Source organism: Kocuria sp. SL71 (assembly GCF_026672465.1).
In the GTDB taxonomy this organism is placed as follows: Bacteria; Actinomycetota; Actinomycetes; order Actinomycetales; family Micrococcaceae; genus Kocuria; species Kocuria palustris.
Window position 1 is genome coordinate 2476893 of record NZ_JAPPRE010000001.1, and the last position, 17432, is coordinate 2494324.

Genomic DNA, 17432 nt, shown 5'->3' on the forward strand with positions numbered 1-17432 from the left:
CTCAGCCCACGGCCAGGTCGAAGCGCCTGATGAACGCCGCCATGGCATTGCGCGCTGTGGACTCCAGCGGGCGGAAGGTCCCGTCCGCCCAGCCGGTGGTGATCCCGACGCTGCGGGCCCAGCAGATCTCCTTGTAGAACGCGGAGCGCGGCGTGAGGTCCCGGAAGGGCGAGCGAGCCGGTGCGGCGAACGCCGGAGACCCGGCCGCGCGGTAGAACAGCGCGCAGGTGGCATTGCGGTCGATCGGGTCCAGCGGGTGGAACGTGCCGTCGCTCCAGCCGTTGAGCAGACCGCGCTCCCGCGCCCAGCACATCTCCCGGTAGAACTGCTGGCCGGGGCGCACGTCGGTGAACGGCGATCGCCCCGGCGCGGTGAAGTCCGGCGAGCCGGCCATGCGGTGGAACACCGCGGCCATGGCGTCGCGCTTGATGGTGCTCAGGGGCCGGAAGGTGCCGTCGCCCCAGCCGCGGAGGTAGCCGAGATCGGAGACCCGCCCGATCTCCGCCGCGAAGGCGGATCGGCTGCTGATGTCCCGGAATGTCGCCATGAGAAGTCCTTTCGGGGTCGTCGGCTCAGTACCAGCCGAGAGCGCGCAGCTTCTCGGCGATGGCGGTCGCGACGATCAGGTAGCCGAAGCGGTTGAGGTGGTAGCTGTCGCCCTTGAGCTCGAGCGGGGCCATGCCCCATGACGCGCGCTGACGGTCGGCTGCCGTGGAGCCGACGCTGTAGCGGCGCAGCTCGGGATGCTGCCAGCGCTGCGGATCCGTGAGCACGGCATTGATGTCCAGGTACTGAGCCCCGTACTCGCGGGCATAGGCCCGGTTGACGGTGTCCACCTGGGAATAGGCTGCGGTGCCGGGTGTGTCCAGGAAGTTCTTCCAATGGCCCAGGACGAGAGTCGACTGCGGCTCGACGTCGTAGGCGGCCCGGGTGTCGGCCAGGACGCGATCGATGTCGCCGATGTTGTTCTTGCCCATCCACAGCAGGTGGGTGCTGCCGCGATGCCGCGTCTCGAGATCGGTGACCCAGCGGGAGCGGGCGGAGACCCCCACGTGCACGGAGGAGCCTGGCCGCGCCCGGCGGATCTCCACCTTGCGGTTGGTCCCGGCGACATAGCGCAGGTCGAACGGGACCCCGTCGATGGTGCCGGGGTAGGAGCGACCGGACTCGGGCACGCGGCGATCCAGGGTGGGCAGGACCAGGGTGCCCGAGGCGGGGAGCATTCCGGCTGCTCCCATGTAGCAGAAGTCCAGGCGCGCGGCGGCCTTCTCGGAGCGGGCCATCAGGATCTCGGGCGACCGAGCGGCGGGCGTGGCCTCCGATGTGACGGTCGTTCCCAGCAGCCTGGCGAGTTCGGTGTCCAGATGGACCACCCGGAAGCCGTCGGTGATGGCGCTGGCATAGGAGGCGGCCGACGAGCTGCCCCACAGCACGAGCGGCCGCTCGGCGGCCGAAGCCTGCGTCGCCGCTGCCCCGGCGGCGCTGACGGTGAGGGCCGCCGCCGTGGCTGCCAGGACTGCGCGGCGTGAGGGGCCGTGTCCGGCGGCGGTCGAGGACAGAGCGGCAGGGCGCCGGGGCCTTCCTGCGGCGTGGGGGGTCATATGGGCGATAGGCCTTTGTTCGGGGGATCTGAACGGGCCGCTTGTGGGCACTGGGGGGGTCTTCAGGCTACAAATCTGGGTGAGCCCACAGAGACTCCGTCATCTTGGAGACGCTCTGTGACGCGGGGTACCCTCACACCGGAAGACGACAGACCACGCCGATGAGCGGTTCCGGGAGAGACCCCGCGGACACCGCCGTGCGGGCGCCGTAGGAGCAACCCTCCCCGGGAAACTCTCAGGCACCGGCACCGGGATCGCTCGGCACCTCTGGAAAGCCCGGGATCGACCCCCAGGTCGTGACCGGCACCGACGGAGCAAGCGGGCCCACCCGCGGAAACTCTCAGGTCCCATGACAGAGCGGGGAGGAACCGGCCGGGGCGTGCCCCCTCAGACCAAGGAGTTCCCCAATGAGCCCTTCCGCACCTGCTGACAGCGCCGTGAGCGCCTCGGGCGTCAGCTCCGACGCACTGGCCTTCGTGGACCGCCACGTGGGCCCGCGCGGCCAGGAGATCGACCAGCTGCTCAGCGCCGTGGGCGTGGGCTCGCTGGCAGAGCTCGTGGATCAGGCTGTGCCGGCGTCGATCCGCATGGACCGCGAGCTGGACCTTCCCGACGCCCTCAGCGAGGCCGAGGTCCTCAGCGCCCTGCGCAGCATCGCAGATCAGAACGAGCCGGGCCGCCCGATGATCGGCCAGGGCTTCTACCGCACCGACACCCCCGCGGTCATCCAGCGCAACCTGCTCGAGTCCCCGGCCTGGTACACGGCCTACACCCCGTACCAGCCCGAGATCTCGCAGGGCCGCCTCGAGCTGCTGCTGACCTACCAGACCATGGTCCAGGACCTCACCGGCCTGGACATCGCCAACGCGTCGCTGCTGGACGAGTCCTCCGCCGTCGTCGAGGCCGCGCTGCTGATGAAGCGCGCCAACCGCAAGGCCAAGAACGGCGCGATCCTGGTGGATGCGGATCTCTTCCCGCAGCACCTGGCCGTCATCCCGGGCCGCGCCCGCGCCGTGGGCATGGACCTGGAGATCCTGGACCTCTCGCAGGGCATCCCGCAGGAGCAGCTCGAGCGCGAGAACGGCATCGCCGGCGTGATCCTCCAGCAGTCGGGCTCCTCCGGCAAGGTCCACGACTGGACCGACGTCATCGCCCAGGCCAAGGGCGCCGGCGCCATGGCGACCGTCGTGGCCGATCTGCTGGCCCTGACCCTCGTGAAGTCACCGGGCGAGATGGGCGCGGACATCTCCGTGGGCACCTCGCAGCGCTTCGGCGTCCCGCTGTTCGCCGGCGGCCCGCACGCCGCCTTCATGGCGGTGCGCTCGGACCTGCAGCGCAGCCTGCCCGGCCGCCTGGTCGGCGTGTCCCACGACGGCACCGGCCGCCCCGGCTACCGCCTGGCCCTGCAGACCCGCGAGCAGCACATCCGCCGCGAGAAGGCCACCTCCAACATCTGCACCGCCCAGGCGCTGCTGGCCGAGGTCGCCGCCTGCTACGCCGTCTACCACGGCCCGGACGGGCTGCGCCGGATCGCCCGTCGCGTCCACAGCCGTGCCCGCACGATCGTCGATGCCCTGCAGAATGCCGGCATCGAGCTGGTCTCCGATCAGGTCTTCGACACCGTCGTGGCCCGCGTCCCGGGCCGCGCCGACGAGATCCTCGCAGCCGCCGCCGAGAACGACATCGACCTGCGCCGTGTGGACGACGACCACGTGGGCGTCTCCGCGGATGAGCGCGCATCCGCGCAGGACGTCCTGGACGTGCTCGGCGCCTTCGGCGTGACGGAGGCGGCCGAGGTGGACTCCACCGCAGCCCCCGTGCTGCCCGAGCAGCTGGCGCGCACCTCCGAGTTCCTGACCCACGAGGTCTTCAACACCCACCGCTCCGAGACCTCCATGATGCGCTGGCTGCGCCGCCTCTCGGATCGCGACCTGGCGCTGGATCGCACCATGATCCCGCTGGGCTCGTGCACCATGAAGCTCAACGCCGCCGTCGAGATGGCCTCGATCACCTGGCCCGAGTTCGCGGACGTCCACCCCTACTCCCCGGCCTGGCGCATGCAGGGCTGGCAGCACCTGGTCGAGGACCTCGAGTCCCGCCTGGCCGAGCTGACCGGCTACGCCAAGGTCTCGATCCAGCCGAACGCCGGCTCCCAGGGCGAGCTCGCCGGCCTGCTGGCGATCCGCCGCTGGCACATCTCGCGCGGCGACGAGTCCCGCGACCTCGTGCTGATCCCGGCCTCGGCCCACGGCACCAACGCCGCCTCCGCGGTGCTGGCCGGGCTGCGCGTGCGCGTCGTGAAGACCGCGCCCGACGGCACCGTCGATCACGAGGACCTGGACAAGGCCATCGCGGACAACGAGGGCTCGATCGCCGGCATCATGATCACCTATCCGTCCACGCACGGCGTCTTCGAGGAGGACGTCCGCGAGGTCTGCGGCAAGATCCACGACGCTGGCGGCCAGGTCTACCTGGACGGCGCGAACTTCAACGCGATGGTCGGACTCGCCCAGCCGGGCCAGTTCGGCGGCGACGTCTCGCACCTGAACCTGCACAAGACCTTCTGCATCCCGCACGGCGGCGGCGGCCCGGGCGTCGGCCCGGTGGCCGTGGCCGAGCACCTGGTGCCCTTCCTGCCCGGAGATCCGCTCGAGGGCGATCCCGGTCGCCCGACCGTGGGCGGCGCCTCGGACGCCGGCCACGACGTCGACCAGCCGACCGATGCCGCCGCGAACGGCCGCGGCCTGCCCGTGACCAGCACCCGCTGGGGCTCCACCGGCGTGCTGCCTATCTCGTGGGCCTACCTGGCCCTGATGGGCGGCGACGGCCTGACCCGCGCCTCCGCCGTGGCCCTGCTGAACGCGAACTACATCGCCCGCAGCCTCAACGAGCACTTCCCGGTGCTCTACACGGGCGAGAACGGCCTGGTCGCCCACGAGTGCATCCTGGATCTGCGCAAGCTCACGGATGTCTCGGGCATCAAGGTCGCGGACGTGGCCAAGCGTCTGATCGACTACGGCTTCCACGCTCCCACCGAGTCCTTCCCGGTCAGCGGCACGTTCATGGTCGAGCCGACCGAGTCCGAGGACAAGGCCGAGATGGACCGCTTCATCGAGGCCATGATCTCGATCCACGGCGAGATCCAGCAGGTCGTCGACGGCGAGGTCGAGGAGGCCGACTCCGTCGTGCGCCACGCCCCGCACACGGCCGCAGCACTCGTTTCGGACGACTGGGACCGCGCGTACTCCCGCGAGACCGCGGCCTTCCCGGTGCCGAGCCTGCGGGTGGACAAGTACTTCCCTCCGATCGGGCGCATCGACGGCGCGTACGGCGACCGCAACCTCGTGTGCAGCTGCCCGCCGCCCGAGGCCTTCGAGACGGTCGACGAGACCGAGTCGGACACCTCCGCCGAGCCCCAGGCTGACAGCGAGACCAAGACCACCGTCCAGCCCAGCCAGGAGAACGCACGATGAGCACCGAAGCAGCATCCCGTCCCACGGCTCTGACCCCCGTCCACGAGCGGCTGGGCGCCTCCTTCACCGACTTCGGCGGCTGGTGGATGCCCCTGCGCTACGGCTCGGACATGGCGGAGCACAGGGCCGTGCGCGAGGCCGCCGGTCAGTTCGACCTCTCCCACATGGGCGAGCTGCTCATCGAGGGCCCCGATGCCGCCGCGTTCCTGGACTACGCGCTGGTGGGCAGGCTGTCCGCGATCGAGATCGGCAAGGCCAAGTACTCGCTGCTGTGCAACGAGGCCGGCGGAGTGATCGACGACCTGATCACCTACCGCCTGGGCGAGACGACCTTCCTGGTGGTGCCCAACGCGTCGAACACCCCGGCCGCGCTGGCCGCGTTCCAGGAGCGCACCACGGCCGCCGACGGCACCGTCTTCGACGTCACCATCACGGACCGCACCGAGGCGACCGCGCTGATCGCCGTGCAGGGCCCGGCCTCCGAGGCCGTGCTGCTCGAGGCCGTGGAGACCCAGTCCGCGCAGGCCGTGAAGGACGTGAAGTACTACGCCATCACGGACGTCGTCTTCACGACCCCCGAGGGCCCGCTGCCCGTGCAGCTGGCCCGCACCGGGTACACCGGCGAGGACGGCTTCGAGATCTACATCGACATCGAGTCCGACCCGACGGCGGCCGAGCGCCTGTGGAGCGTCCTCGAGAAGGCCGGGGAGCCCCATGGCCTGGTGCCCTGCGGGCTGGCCGCACGCGACTCGCTGCGCCTGGAGGCCGGCATGCCGCTGCACGGCCACGAGCTCTCCGAGGACATCAACCCGTACCAGGCGAACCTGCCGATCGTCGCGCTGAAGACCAAGGACTCCTTCGTGGGCCGCGAGGCCCTGGCGAAGATCAAGGAGGAGGGCCCCTCCTCCAAGCTGGTCGGCCTGGTCAACGACGGAAAGCGCGCGGCCCGCCCGGGCTACGCGGTGCTCAAGGACGGCGAGAAGGTCGGCGAGATCTCCTCCGGCGCCCCGAGCCCCACCCTGGGCCACGCGATCGCCCTGGCCTTCGTGTCCCCCGAGCTCACCGAGCCCGGCACCGAGCTCGATGTGGACCTGCGCGGCAAGCCCACGCCGTTCCGCGTCGTCAAGCTCCCCTTCTACAAGCGCGAGAGCTGACAGCACGACAGCTGTCTCGCCGCATGACGCCAGCCCGCCCCGGCGCTGGACACCACCCCGCAGCAGGACCCCACCATGGAAGGACCAGGCAATGAGCGCTCTGGACAAGGTCAACAAGGACTACCGCTACTCCGCTGAGCACGAGTGGATCGACTCCTCCTCGCCGGCCAAGGTCGGCCTCTCGCAGATCGCCGTCGACGCGCTGGGCGAGGTCGTCTACGTCGACCTCCCCGAGGCCGGTGCCTCCGTCACCGCAGGCGAGGTCTGCGGCGAGGTCGAGTCGACCAAGTCGGTCTCCGAGCTGTACTCGCCGGTGACCGGCACGGTCGTCGAGATCAACGACGCCGTCGTGGACAACCCGGGCGCTCTCAACGAGGATCCCTACGGCGCTGCCTGGCTCTTCACCGTCGAGGTGGAGTCCGAGGGCGAGCTGCTCAGCCCGGAGGGCTACGCCGCAGCGCAGGAGGACTGATCATCACATGACCGTCAGCATCTTCGATCTCTTCAGCATCGGCGTGGGCCCGTCGTCGTCCCACACCGTGGGCCCCATGCGCGCGGCGGCCGATTTCATCGCCGCTCTGGTGGGCGAGGGGCTGCTGCCGCGTCTGGACCGCATCGCGGTCGACCTCTACGGCTCGCTGTCATCCACCGGCCGCGGGCACGGCACGTTCGACGCCGTGCTCATCGGCCTGGAGGGCCACCAGCCCGACAAGGTCCTGCCCGCCACCATGGACTCCCGCAAGGAGGCCCTGGCCGCCGGGCACCCGCTGCGCGTGGGCGATGCCCTGGACGGCGTCGACGAGCCGGTGGAGCTCGACTTCCACGTCGAGGACATCGTCCAGCACCCGCTCACGCTGCTGCCGTACCACCCCAACGGCATGACCATGGCCGCCTACGACGCCGACGGCAACGTCCTGGCGGAGCGGACGGCCTACTCGGTGGGCGGCGGGTTCGTGCTCGTCGATCCGGTGGAGGGGGAGGACCCCATCCCGGACGAGGGCGACGTCGCCATCCCGTACCCGTACTCCAACGCGGAGGGCTTGCTGGGGCACTGCCTGTCCCATGGCATCTCGGTGGCGGAGCTGGCGATGGCCAACGAGGCGGCGCGCCGTCCCGAGGAGGAGGTCCGCGCGGGCGTGCTCAAGATCGCCCAGGTCATGGAGGACTCCAAGAACTCCAACCTGGAGCGCGAGGGGCCGCTGCCCGGCGGGCTCAAGGTGCGCCGCCGCGCGCCCGAGTGGCACGCACGGCTCAAGGCGATCGACACCGATTTCGACCCGCAGCACTGGGTCGAGTGGGTCAACCTGGTGGCGCTGACCGTCAACGAGGAGAACGCCTCGGGCGGGCGCATCGTCACCGCACCCACCAACGGCGCGGCGGGCATCGTGCCGGCCGTGATGTTCTACGCCACGCACTACACCCCGGCCGCCCGCGGGCCGGAGAAGCGCTCGCGCGAGGACATCACCGTGGACTACCTGCTGGCCGCGGCGGCCGTGGGGTCGCTGATCAAGGAGCAGGCCTCGATCTCCGGCGCCGAGGTCGGCTGCCAGGGCGAGGTCGGCTCGGCGTCGTCCATGGCTGCGGCCGGCCTCGCCCAGGTCATGGGCGGCACGCCGGTGCAGGTCGAGAAGGCCGCCGAGATCGCCATGGAGCACCACCTGGGTCTGACCTGCGATCCCATCGCCGGCCTGGTGCAGGTGCCGTGCATCGAGCGCAATGCGATCGCAGCCGCCACCGCCGTCAACGCGGCCCGCATGGCCCTGTTCGAGGAGTCCGAGCCGGGCTTCGTGAGCCTGGACCAGGTGGTCGAGACCATGCGCTCGACCGGTGCGGACATGTCCGAGAAGTACAAGGAGACCGCGCGCGGAGGCCTGGCGGTCAACGTGGGCGTCAACGTCGTCGAGTGCTGACCCCCTCCCGCCGAGTGGATACCCAGTTGCGCTATGTGCAGCTATAGCGCAAGCAGCTGTCCACTCGGCGGGGCGGAGAGCGGTCAGGAGCCTCGGACGTAGCCCTTCTGCTTGTCGACCTCGTTCGTCAGGGGGCGCCCCTGGACCCATGCCCGGAGGTTGCGCTCGAACTGGTCGCTGAGCGTGTCCCGCCAGCCCACCACATCGCCGCTCATGTGCGCCGAGAGGTGGACCTCGTCCATGTCCCACAGCGGCGAGTCCTGCGGCAGGGGCTCCTGGGAGACGACGTCCAGGGAAGCCGCCGCGATCTGCCCCCGCTGCAGCGCCGCGATCAGCGCCGGCTCATCCACCAGGGCGCCGCGACCCGCGTTGACCAGGTGGGCGGTGGGCTTCATGCGCTCCAGCACGGCGGCGTCGACGAGCCCGTGGGTCTGCTCGGTCAGCGGCGCGATCAGCACGACGTGATCGGCCCACCCCACGTGCTCCACGAGCTCGTCGCTGGCGATGATCGTCCCGAAGTCCGGGTCCCGGCGCGCTGTGCGCCCTGCACCCATGACCTCCATGCCGACGGCCTTCAGCAGCCGCGCCGTGGCCCGGCCTATCCCGCCCGTGCCGATCACCAGGACCCGACGCCCTGCGCTCAGCGCAGTCTCCCGGTGCTGCCACGTGCGCTCGCGCTGCAGCCGCTCGGAGCGGTGCAGCTGCTTGTCGTGGGCCAGGATCGAGGCCAGGACGAACTCGGCGATCGGGGTGTCGAAGGCCCCGTGCGCGTTGGTGACGGTCACGGGGGAGTCGCGCAGCTCGTCGAACAGCAGCGAATCGACGCCCGCGGCCGCCACATGGACCCACTCGAGGGCATCGGCGTGCGGCCAGGCCTCGCGCAGGGCCCCGGAGAAGAAGTCCCACACGAGCAGGATCTGCGCGCCGGCGATCGCCTGCGGCAGTCCCTCGGCATCGGTCCAGGTCACCTCGGCCAGCTCCTCGAAGCGGGCGGCGCCGGACGGGGGCGGCGTGGTCTCGGTCGTGAGGACGACCAGGCGGGGCCGGGACTCGGACTGCGGGGACGGGCTCGCGGTGCTCATGCCTCCACTGTAGCGATGTCGGATTGTTGACAATCCTGCGGCGCGGTTCGGAGAATGTGAGGCATGACATCTCTGAGTCCCGTCCTCAAGCAGGCGACCCCGGTGGTCGTGGATCACGCGCGCGGCAGCTGGATCTACGGCACCGACGGACGCGAGTACCTCGACTTCACCACCGGGATCGGCGTCACGAGCACCGGGCACTGCCACCCGGAGGTCGTGGCCGCGGCGCAGGAGCAGGTCGGGAAGATCATCCACGCCCAGTACACGACCGTGATGCACAAGCCGCTGCTGGAGCTGACGGAGAAGCTCGGCGAGGTCCTGCCGGAGGGGCTGGACTCGGTGTTCTACGCCAACTCCGGCTCGGAGGCGGTCGAGGCCTCGATCCGCCTGGCGCGCATGGCCACCGGCCGCCCCAACATCGTCGTGTTCCAGGGCGGCTTCCATGGCCGCACTGTCGCCGCGGCCTCCCTGACCACCGCCGGCACCAAGTTCTCGGCGGGCTTCGCCCCGCTGATGGCCGGGGTCCACATGTCCGCCTTCCCCTACGCCTACCGCTATGGCTGGGACGAGCCGACCGCCGTGGAGTTCGCGCTGAAGGAGCTCGACTACCTCCTGCAGACCCGCACCGCGCCCTCAGACACCGCAGCCTTCCTGATCGAGCCCGCGCTGGGCGACGGCGGCTACATCCCCACGCCTCCCGCTTTCCTGGAGGGGCTGCGCGAGCGCGCCGACCGCCACGGGATCCTCCTCATCTTCGACGAGGTCCAGGCCGGCGTCGGGCGCACCGGGAAGTTCTGGGGCCACCAGCACAGCTCCGCCCGCCCGGACGTCCTCATCACCGCCAAGGGCATCGCCTCCGGCTTCCCGATCTCCGCGATCGCCGCCTCGACCGAGCTGATGTCCAAGGCCTGGCCCGGCTCGCAGGGCGGCACGTACGGAGGCAATGCCGTCTCGGCCGCCGCCGGTGTGGCCACGCTCGGGGTGGTCGAGAAGGAGGGGCTGGTGGAGAACTCCCGGGCCCGCGGCGAGCAGCTGCAGGCCGGACTGAAGCAGATCCAGCAGCGCTTCCCGGTCATCGGCGACGTCCGCGGCCTGGGGCTCATGCAGGGCATCGAGTTCACCGCGCCGGACGGCTCCCCTGATGCCGCCACCGCCGCCGCGGTCCAGCAGGCCACCACGGAGCAGGACCTGCTCAGCCTGACCTGCGGTCCGGCGGGCAACGTCGTGCGCCTGATCCCCCCGCTCGTGGTGAGCGAGGAGGAGATCGCCCTGGGCCTGCAGCGCTTCGAGGCGGCCGTGGAAGCCGTCGTCTCCTCGGCCCCGTCCGGCACCACCGGCGCCTGAGGTCTGCCCATGAGCGAGGCCGCCCTCCGCAGCGACACCCAGGCCCCGCAGGGCGATGCCGACGAGATCCTGGACCGGATGCAGCAGGCCGGCCTCCAGGCGGAGGCCTCCGCCCGGAGGCTGGCCGAGTACTCCTACGACGCCTCGAACTACCGCGTGGTCCCGCTGGCCGTCGTCTTCCCGCGCAGCGCCGACGACGTCCTGGCGATCGTGCGCGTGTGCCGCGAGACCGGCACGCCCCTCATCGGACGGGGCGGCGGGACATCCATGGCGGGCAACGCGGTGGGCCCCGGCGTCGTCGTGGACTTCTCGCGCCACCTCACGGCCATCCGCGTCCTGGATGAGGACGCGCGGACCGTCGACGTCGATCCCGGGGTGGTCCTGGCGGATCTGACCCGTGAGGTCGAGGCGGCCACAGGCGGGCGGCTCACGTTCGCCCCGGACCCGTCGTCCAAGAACCGGGCCACGGTCGGCGGGGCGATCGGCAACGACGCCTGCGGCAACCACTCGGTGCGCTACGGGCGGACCTCGGACCACGTGGTCGAGATCGACGTCGTCACGACCGACGGCGCCCGTCTCACCGCGACCAACCGTGGTCTGCGCGCCACCGATCCGCACGACGTGCACTCCGAGCGACGCGCCCGTGAGCTGCTGGGGCAGCTGGAGCAGCTCGGCCGGGAGAACCTGGCGCCCTTCCGGCTCGAGCTCGGACGCATCCAGCGGCAGGTCTCTGGCTATCACCTGCAGAACCTGCTGCCCGAGCACAGGCTGGACATCGCCCGCGCGCTCGTGGGCTCGGAGGGCACCTGCGCCCTGGTGGTCGGGGCCCGCATGCGCCTGGTGCCCAGACCGCCCAGCGCGCTGCTCGTGTGCCTGGGCTACGACGACGTCGTGGATGCCGCCCGCGACATCAGGACGATCCTCGAGTTCTCCCCAGCGGCGGTGGAGGGCACCGACGCCGCGATCGTGGAGACCATGCGGGCGCGCCGCGGTCCGGACTCCGTTCTGGGACTGCCCGACGGCCGCGCCTGGCTGTTCGTGGACCTGGACGGTGAAGACCAGGCCGCCGTCGAGGGCCAGGCCGAGCGGCTGCTGGAGCGGCTGGCGCGCAACGGCAGGCTCGTGGAGGGCCAGGCCGTCCCGGACCCGGCGGAGCGCGCCTCCCTGTGGCGCGTCCGCGAGGATGGGGCGGGGCTGTCCTCGCGCCTGGCCAGCGGCGGCGAGTCCTGGCCGGGCTGGGAGGACTCGGCCGTGGCCCCGGAGAACCTGGCCGACTACCTGGCCGGGCTGCGGGTGCTGATGGACGAGCACGGGCTGGACGGGGTCATGTACGGGCACTTCGGCGCCGGCTGCATGCACATCCGGATCACCTACGACCTGCGCACCGACGACGGCCGCAGGGTCTTCCGCGAGTTCACTCAGGCTGCGGCCCGGCTCGTGGTGCGCCACGGCGGGTCCTTATCGGGCGAGCACGGCGACGGGCGCTCCCGCTCCGAGCTGCTGCCGCTGATGTACTCGCCGCAGGTCCTGGCCGCCTTCGTGCGTTTCCGCCGGCTGTGGGACCCGGAGGGCATGCTCAGCCCGGGCATCATGACCGAGCCCGACCGGATGGACGACCACCTGGCCCTGGAGGGCGTCCCGCAGCGCGAGTGGCGCACGAGCTTCGATCTCAGCCCCGCCCACTCCCACACCTCAGGTGCGGCCGGCGGAGCGGGCGCCGGCCAGAGCGCCCCCGACCCCTGGGTGCACGCCGTCCAGGGCTGCATCGGCGTGGGGCGCTGCCGCGCGGACACCGGAGGGGTGATGTGCCCCAGCTTCCGGGCCACGCGCGATGAGAAGGACTCCACGCGCGGACGCGCTCGGGTCCTTCAGGAGATGGTCCGGGGCGCGAGCAGCGTCCAGGAGGGGTGGCGCTCCGAGGAGGTCCGCGAGGCGCTGGACCTGTGCCTGTCCTGCAAGGCGTGCTCGACCGACTGCCCCGCCGGGGTCGACATGGCCACGTACAAGTCGGAGTTCTTCGACCACTACTACGCCGGGCGCCTGCGACCCATCGCACACTTCTCCCTGGGATGGCTGCCGCGCTGGCTGGTCGTGGCCGGACGGATCGCACCGGTCGTCAACGCACTGCTGGCCACGCCGCTGGCCCGCCTCGCGGCCGCTGCGGGCGGTCTGACGCCGAAGCGCCGGATGCCGCGCTTCGCAAGTGCGGGGCAGTGGAGGCGAGAGGTCGAGCAGACCGCTCTCGCCCCGGGCGCGGGCGACGCCGTGCTCTTCGTCGACACCTTCACCCGCGGATTCCGCCCGGAGGCCGCCGGCGCGGCCGCCCGCGTGCTGGAGCAGGCCGGAGAGCGGGTCGAGTGCTCGGCAGAGGCGTGCTGCGGGCTCACCTGGATCTCCACGGGGCAGCTCGGGACCGCTCGGCGGCTGCTGTCCCGGGCGGCCGTGGTCCTCGACGACGGCACCGACCGTCCCATCGTCGTGATCGAGCCCAGCTGCGCGGCCGCCCTGCGCAAGGACCTGCCGGAGCTCGTGCCCACCGACCAGGCGCGGCGGGTCTCGCGCAGGGTCCGCAGCTTCGCAGCACATCTGGCCGAGCAGACGGCGCAGGGCTGGCGGCCCTCGCCCGCAGTCCCGGCACCTGAGCGCGTGGTGCTGCAGACCCACTGCCACGAGCACTCCGTGTTCGGTCCCGCCGCCCAGCGCCGGGTGCTCGCTGCCGCAGGTGTGGGCGAGGTCGTCGACGCCACCGGGTGCTGCGGCGTGGCCGGGAACTTCGGCTTCGAGGCCCAGCACTACGACGTCAGCATGCAGGTGGCGGACAACGCCCTGACCCCGGCGCTGCGGCGCACCGAGCGCGAGGACCCCGTGCTCACCGACGGGTTCTCCTGCGCCATGCAGGTGGGGCATCTGGATCCGCAGCGCCCTGGTCTGCACCTGGCGCAGCTGCTGGACCCCAGGCCGCCGTCGGGCCCGCAGCATGCCCCGTGAACCCGACGCGCTGCGCCGGGCCACCCCAGTGACCACCCGCGAGACCCCAGCAGAGACTTCCGGAAAGAGGAGCCACGATGAACGCCCAGGACCCCGCCTCCCGCACCGCCTCCGAGGTCATCTCCGGGCTGATCACAGGGCTGCTCATCGACGGCGCCTGGGGCGAGTCCGCCTCCGGCGCCCGCTTCGAGGTGATCAACCCCGCCACGGAGGAGGTCATCGCCACGGTGGCCGATGGCGGACCGGAGGACGCCCGCCGGGCGATCGAAGCGGCAGGATGCGCCCAGGCCGACTGGGCCCGCACCGCTCCGCGCGAGCGCAGCGAGATCCTGCGCCGGGCCTTCGACCTGGTCATGGCCCGCCAGGGCGAGCTGGCGCTGATCATGACCTCGGAGATGGGCAAGCCGCTGGCCGAGGCCAAGGGGGAGGTCGCCTACGCCGCCGAGTTCCTGCGGTGGTTCTCCGAGGAGGCCGTCCGCATCGGCGGGGACCAGGTGCTCTCCGGAGACGGGAAGACCCGCTTCATGGTCTCCCAGCAGCCGGTGGGTCCGTGCGTGCTGGTCACGCCCTGGAACTTCCCGCTGGCCATGGGCGCGCGCAAGGTCGCCCCGGCCATCGCCGCAGGCTGCACCATGGTGTTCAAGCCCGCAGAGCTCACCCCGCTGACGTCGCTGGCGCTGGCCGACATCCTGCTGGAGGCGGGGGTGCCTGCCGGTGTGCTGAACATCGTGTGCACGACGGATGCAGGCTCGGTCGTCGAGCCATGGATGTCCAGCGGGATCGCCCGCAAGGTCAGCTTCACCGGGTCCACGGCGGTGGGCGTGAAGCTGCTCGAGCAGGCCTCGCAGCACGTGATGCGCTCGTCCATGGAGCTCGGCGGCAACGCGCCGGTCCTGGTCTTCGAGGACGCCGATCTGGATGTCGCGGTCGAGGGTGCGTTCGCGGCCAAGATGCGCAACATGGGCGAGGCCTGCACCGCCGCCAACCGCATCTACGTGCAGCGCTCGGTCGCCGACGAGTTCTCCCGCCGCCTCGCCCAGCGCCTGGACATCCTGGCCGTGGGCGACGGCCTGGACGAGGGGATCCAGGTGGGCCCGCTCGTGGAGCCCAAGGCCCTGCGCAAGGTCGAGGATCTCGTGGACGACGCCGTGCAGCGCGGCGCAGAGGTGGTCTGCGGCGGCTCGCGCCCGGATCGCCCCGGCTACTTCTTCAGCCCGACCGTCCTCTCCGGCGTCGATCCGTCCTCCCGCCTGATGAGCGAGGAGATCTTCGGGCCGGTGGCCCCGGTGATTCCGTTCGACACGGAGGAGGAGGCCATCGCCCTGGCCAACGACACTGCCTGGGGGCTGTCCGGCTACCTGTTCACCCGGGACCTCGAGCGCGCCTTCCGCGTGGGCGATGCCATGGAGGTCGGGATGGTCGGGCTGAACACCGGCATCGTCTCCAATCCCGCGGCTCCGTTCGGCGGCATCAAGGCCTCAGGCCTGGGCCGGGAGGGCGGCCGCGTGGGGATCGACGAGTTCCTGGAGACCAAGTACATGGCCATGCCGCGCGGCTGAAGCCCGGCCTCAGTCCAGGGCCGCGACCAGCCTGCCGATTGCGTCCTCCATGTGGCCGACGAGCAGGCGGTCCAGCCCGGCCAGATCGGCGCGGCCGATCGCCTCGGCGATGTGCCGATGCTCCTGCAGCCGCGGGGACTGCGAGCTGTAGCGCTGCTCCAGGGCGGTGATGCACATGCGGGTCTCGACCATGAGCGTGGTGTGCATCCGGGTCAGCCGCGGGCTGTGCGCCAGGGACACGAGCGTGGTGTGGAAGTCGATGTCGGCCTCGGTGACGGCCACGAGGTCGCCGCGGCCGGCCGCGTCCTCCATCTCCTGCACGATCCGCAGCAGCTGCTCCTGCGCCGCGGCAGGATCCGTCTCCGCAGCATGTGCGGCAGCGGCGCGCTCGAGCGCCGTGCGGGCCAGGTACATGTCGCGGACGTCGTCGTCGGTGACCTCGATGACGAAGACGCCGCGATTCCGCACGCTGACGAGCAGGCCCTCCTGGGTGAGGCGCTGCATGGCCTCGCGCAGGGGGCCGCGGCTGACGCCGAGGCTGCGGCTGAGCGCGGCCTCGTTGAGCTGCTGTCCCGGAGCCAGCTCCCCCTCGCCGATCGCGCGGCGCAGCTGCCGGGCGATCAGCGCGGGGGTGGACTCCTGGACGACGGGGTTCAGTGCAGCGGGCGGCAAGGAGGCCTCCGGGTGGGCGTTGACGATTGTCGACGATCCTACCGTGCGCTCCCAGCGCGTCGCTCTGGTCAATGGGCGACATGGGCTTGAGGTGGGAGGGGTCAGATGCTTCAATGATTGTTGACAATCCTACGAGGGAGACTGCCATGAGCTCGTCGCAAACAGGACAGGATCCGGGGTCGCAGCGCGACCCGTCGGCGCACGACGCCGATCACCAGCCCGCCGCGCCCGATGCGGGCACCGTCCACCGCGCCGTCGCCGCTTCCGCGATCGGCAACGCGACGGAGTGGTTCGACTACGGCGTCTACGCGGTCTCGGTCGGCTACATCACCCACAACTTCTTCCCCGGCGAGTACGGCACCGTCCTGGCGCTGGCCACCTTCGCCTTCTCGTTCCTGGTCCGTCCGCTCGGCGGCCTGTTCTGGGGCCCGCTCGGCGACCGCCTGGGCCGCAAGGCGATCCTGGCGCTGACGATCATCCTGATGGCCGGCGCCACGTTCTGCATCGGTCTGCTGCCCTCGTTCGAGACCATCGGCGTCCTGGCCCCGATCCTGCTGATCGTCCTGCGCGCCGTGCAGGGCTTCTCCACCGGCGGCGAGTACGGCGGCGCAGCGACCTTCATGGCGGAGTACGCCCCGGACCGCAAGCGCGGCTTCCTGGGCAGCTTCCTGGAGTTCGGCACCATGGGCGGCTTCGCCCTGGGGTCCCTGATCGTGCTGCTCGGCGAGACCTTCCTGGGCCATGACGGCATGATGGAGTGGGGATGGCGCATCCCGTTCCTGATCGCCGGCCCCATGGGCCTGATCGGCATGTACCTGCGCTCCAAGCTGGGGGAGACCCCCGTGTTCGAGGAGGCCGAGGAGCTCGACGCCACCCAGGACAGCGCCCTCGGCGGGCTCAAGGACCTGCTCACCGGCTACTGGCGCCCGATCCTCACCATGGCCGGGCTGGTCATCGCCGTGAACGTCGTGAACTACACGCTGCTCAGCTACATGCCCACCTACCTCGAGGGCACCGGCGGCATGGAGTACCAGACGGTGCTGACGATCTCGTTCGTCACGCAGTTCGGCATGATGCTGCTGATCCCCTTCGCGGGGTCGCTGTCCGACCGGCTGGGGCGCAAGCCCGTGTGGCGGATCTCCCTGATCGGGCTGATCGTGATGTCCGTGCCCATGTACATGCTGATGTCGCAGGGCGTATGGGGCACGCTGATCGGCATCAGCGTCCTGGGCCTGCTCTACGTCCTCCAGCTGGCCACGATCTCGGCGACCTTCCCGGCCATGTTCCCCACCAAGGTGCGCTTCGCCGGGTTCGCGATCACCTACAACGTCTCCACCTCGCTGTTCGGCGGCACCGCCCCGTCGGTCAACGAGGCGCTGATCGAGGCGACCGGCAGCCCGCTGGTGCCGGCGTTCTACATGGGCGCGGCCTGCATCGTCGGACTGATCGCGGTGCACTTCATGAAGGAGACCGTGGGCGCGTCTCTGCGCGGCAACGACATCCCGGAGACGGGGCCGCAGGAGATCGTGCGGATCCGCGCCGGGAAGGCCTGAGCTGCCCTCTCATGTCCCCGCGCCGCGGGGCCGATCGGCCCGCTCGGGGCGGCAGCACCAGGCGACGGAGGCGGGGCCCGGACCGATCGGTCCGGG

At 71.2% G+C, this 17432-nt stretch carries 12 protein-coding genes and 2 riboswitches; of the genes, 8 read left to right on the forward strand and 4 right to left on the reverse strand.

Features of this window, described 5'->3' with window-relative positions:
• Position 1 precedes the first annotated feature (1 nt).
• Positions 2-547 carry an S-layer homology domain-containing protein gene (locus OVA15_RS11295; RefSeq protein ID WP_204782577.1) on the reverse strand — a complete coding sequence of 182 codons (546 nt, stop codon included), beginning with the start codon at positions 545-547 and terminating at the stop codon, positions 2-4.
• 25 nt (positions 548-572) lie between these two features.
• Positions 573-1601 carry a hypothetical protein gene (locus OVA15_RS11300; RefSeq protein WP_268145042.1) on the reverse strand — a complete coding sequence of 343 codons (1029 nt, stop codon included), beginning with the start codon at positions 1599-1601 and terminating at the stop codon, positions 573-575.
• A gap of 162 nt (positions 1602-1763) precedes the next feature.
• Positions 1764-1862: riboswitch (glycine riboswitch) on the forward strand.
• A riboswitch (glycine riboswitch) is annotated at positions 1863-1967 on the forward strand.
• A gap of 41 nt (positions 1968-2008) precedes the next feature.
• On the opposite strand from OVA15_RS11300, the gene gcvP reads away from it, so the two are divergent.
• From gcvP to OVA15_RS11320, 4 genes are all read left to right on the forward strand, one after another.
• Positions 2009-5074, forward strand: coding sequence for an aminomethyl-transferring glycine dehydrogenase (gcvP, locus tag OVA15_RS11305; RefSeq protein ID WP_268145044.1), 3066 nt, complete (start codon positions 2009-2011; stop codon positions 5072-5074).
• Positions 5071-6228 carry a glycine cleavage system aminomethyltransferase GcvT gene (gene gcvT / locus OVA15_RS11310; RefSeq protein WP_137802861.1) on the forward strand — a complete coding sequence of 386 codons (1158 nt, stop codon included), beginning with the start codon at positions 5071-5073 and terminating at the stop codon, positions 6226-6228. Before gcvP ends, gcvT begins: the two co-directional genes overlap by 4 nt.
• A 91-nt stretch (positions 6229-6319) precedes the next feature.
• Entirely contained in the window at positions 6320-6700 is a 381-nt protein-coding gene (gcvH, locus tag OVA15_RS11315; protein WP_006214555.1) for a glycine cleavage system protein GcvH, read from the forward strand.
• 7 nt (positions 6701-6707) lie between these two features.
• The gene (locus OVA15_RS11320; protein WP_268145046.1) at positions 6708-8138 is read left to right on the forward strand and encodes an L-serine ammonia-lyase; all 1431 of its coding nucleotides are present in this window, start codon (positions 6708-6710) and stop codon (positions 8136-8138) included.
• A gap of 83 nt (positions 8139-8221) precedes the next feature.
• Here the strand turns inward: OVA15_RS11320 and OVA15_RS11325 are convergent, their stop codons facing one another.
• On the reverse strand, positions 8222-9220 hold the full coding sequence (locus tag OVA15_RS11325) for a D-2-hydroxyacid dehydrogenase (RefSeq protein ID WP_268145048.1): 999 nt from the start codon (positions 9218-9220) through the stop codon (positions 8222-8224).
• 63 nt (positions 9221-9283) lie between these two features.
• Between OVA15_RS11325 and OVA15_RS11330 the strand changes: the two genes are divergently transcribed.
• From OVA15_RS11330 to OVA15_RS11340, 3 genes are all read left to right on the forward strand, one after another.
• Positions 9284-10564 (forward strand): aspartate aminotransferase family protein, encoded by a 1281-nt coding sequence (locus OVA15_RS11330; protein WP_268145050.1) that lies wholly within the window; start codon positions 9284-9286, stop codon positions 10562-10564.
• A gap of 9 nt (positions 10565-10573) precedes the next feature.
• Positions 10574-13552 (forward strand): FAD-binding and (Fe-S)-binding domain-containing protein, encoded by a 2979-nt coding sequence (locus OVA15_RS11335; RefSeq protein WP_268145052.1) that lies wholly within the window; start codon positions 10574-10576, stop codon positions 13550-13552.
• Positions 13553-13629: 77 nt separating this feature from the next.
• Complete coding sequence (locus OVA15_RS11340; protein WP_268145054.1) at positions 13630-15111, forward strand: NAD-dependent succinate-semialdehyde dehydrogenase; 1482 nt, start codon at positions 13630-13632, stop codon at positions 15109-15111.
• Positions 15112-15120: 9 nt separating this feature from the next.
• On the opposite strand, the gene OVA15_RS11345 is transcribed toward OVA15_RS11340, so the two are convergent.
• Positions 15121-15783, reverse strand: a complete 663-nt coding sequence (locus OVA15_RS11345; RefSeq protein WP_006214549.1) for a GntR family transcriptional regulator — start codon at positions 15781-15783, stop codon at positions 15121-15123.
• A 146-nt stretch (positions 15784-15929) separates the two neighbouring features.
• On the opposite strand from OVA15_RS11345, the gene OVA15_RS11350 reads away from it, so the two are divergent.
• A complete protein-coding gene (locus tag OVA15_RS11350) occupies positions 15930-17336 on the forward strand; it encodes an MFS transporter (RefSeq protein ID WP_268145056.1) in 1407 nt (468 codons plus the stop codon).
• Positions 17337-17432 lie beyond the last annotated feature (96 nt).

Coding starts and splice junctions, on each gene's coding strand:
- OVA15_RS11295 (WP_204782577.1), bottom strand. CDS start 547: ATGGCGACATTCCGGGACATCAGCAGCCGATCCGCCTTCGCGGCGGAG.
- OVA15_RS11300 (WP_268145042.1), bottom strand. CDS start 1,601: ATGACCCCCCACGCCGCAGGAAGGCCCCGGCGCCCTGCCGCTCTGTCC.
- gcvP (WP_268145044.1), top strand. CDS start 2,009: ATGAGCCCTTCCGCACCTGCTGACAGCGCCGTGAGCGCCTCGGGCGTC.
- gcvT (WP_137802861.1), top strand. CDS start 5,071: ATGAGCACCGAAGCAGCATCCCGTCCCACGGCTCTGACCCCCGTCCAC.
- gcvH (WP_006214555.1), top strand. CDS start 6,320: ATGAGCGCTCTGGACAAGGTCAACAAGGACTACCGCTACTCCGCTGAG.
- OVA15_RS11320 (WP_268145046.1), top strand. CDS start 6,708: ATGACCGTCAGCATCTTCGATCTCTTCAGCATCGGCGTGGGCCCGTCG.
- OVA15_RS11325 (WP_268145048.1), bottom strand. CDS start 9,220: ATGAGCACCGCGAGCCCGTCCCCGCAGTCCGAGTCCCGGCCCCGCCTG.
- OVA15_RS11330 (WP_268145050.1), top strand. CDS start 9,284: ATGACATCTCTGAGTCCCGTCCTCAAGCAGGCGACCCCGGTGGTCGTG.
- OVA15_RS11335 (WP_268145052.1), top strand. CDS start 10,574: ATGAGCGAGGCCGCCCTCCGCAGCGACACCCAGGCCCCGCAGGGCGAT.
- OVA15_RS11340 (WP_268145054.1), top strand. CDS start 13,630: ATGAACGCCCAGGACCCCGCCTCCCGCACCGCCTCCGAGGTCATCTCC.
- OVA15_RS11350 (WP_268145056.1), top strand. CDS start 15,930: ATGAGCTCGTCGCAAACAGGACAGGATCCGGGGTCGCAGCGCGACCCG.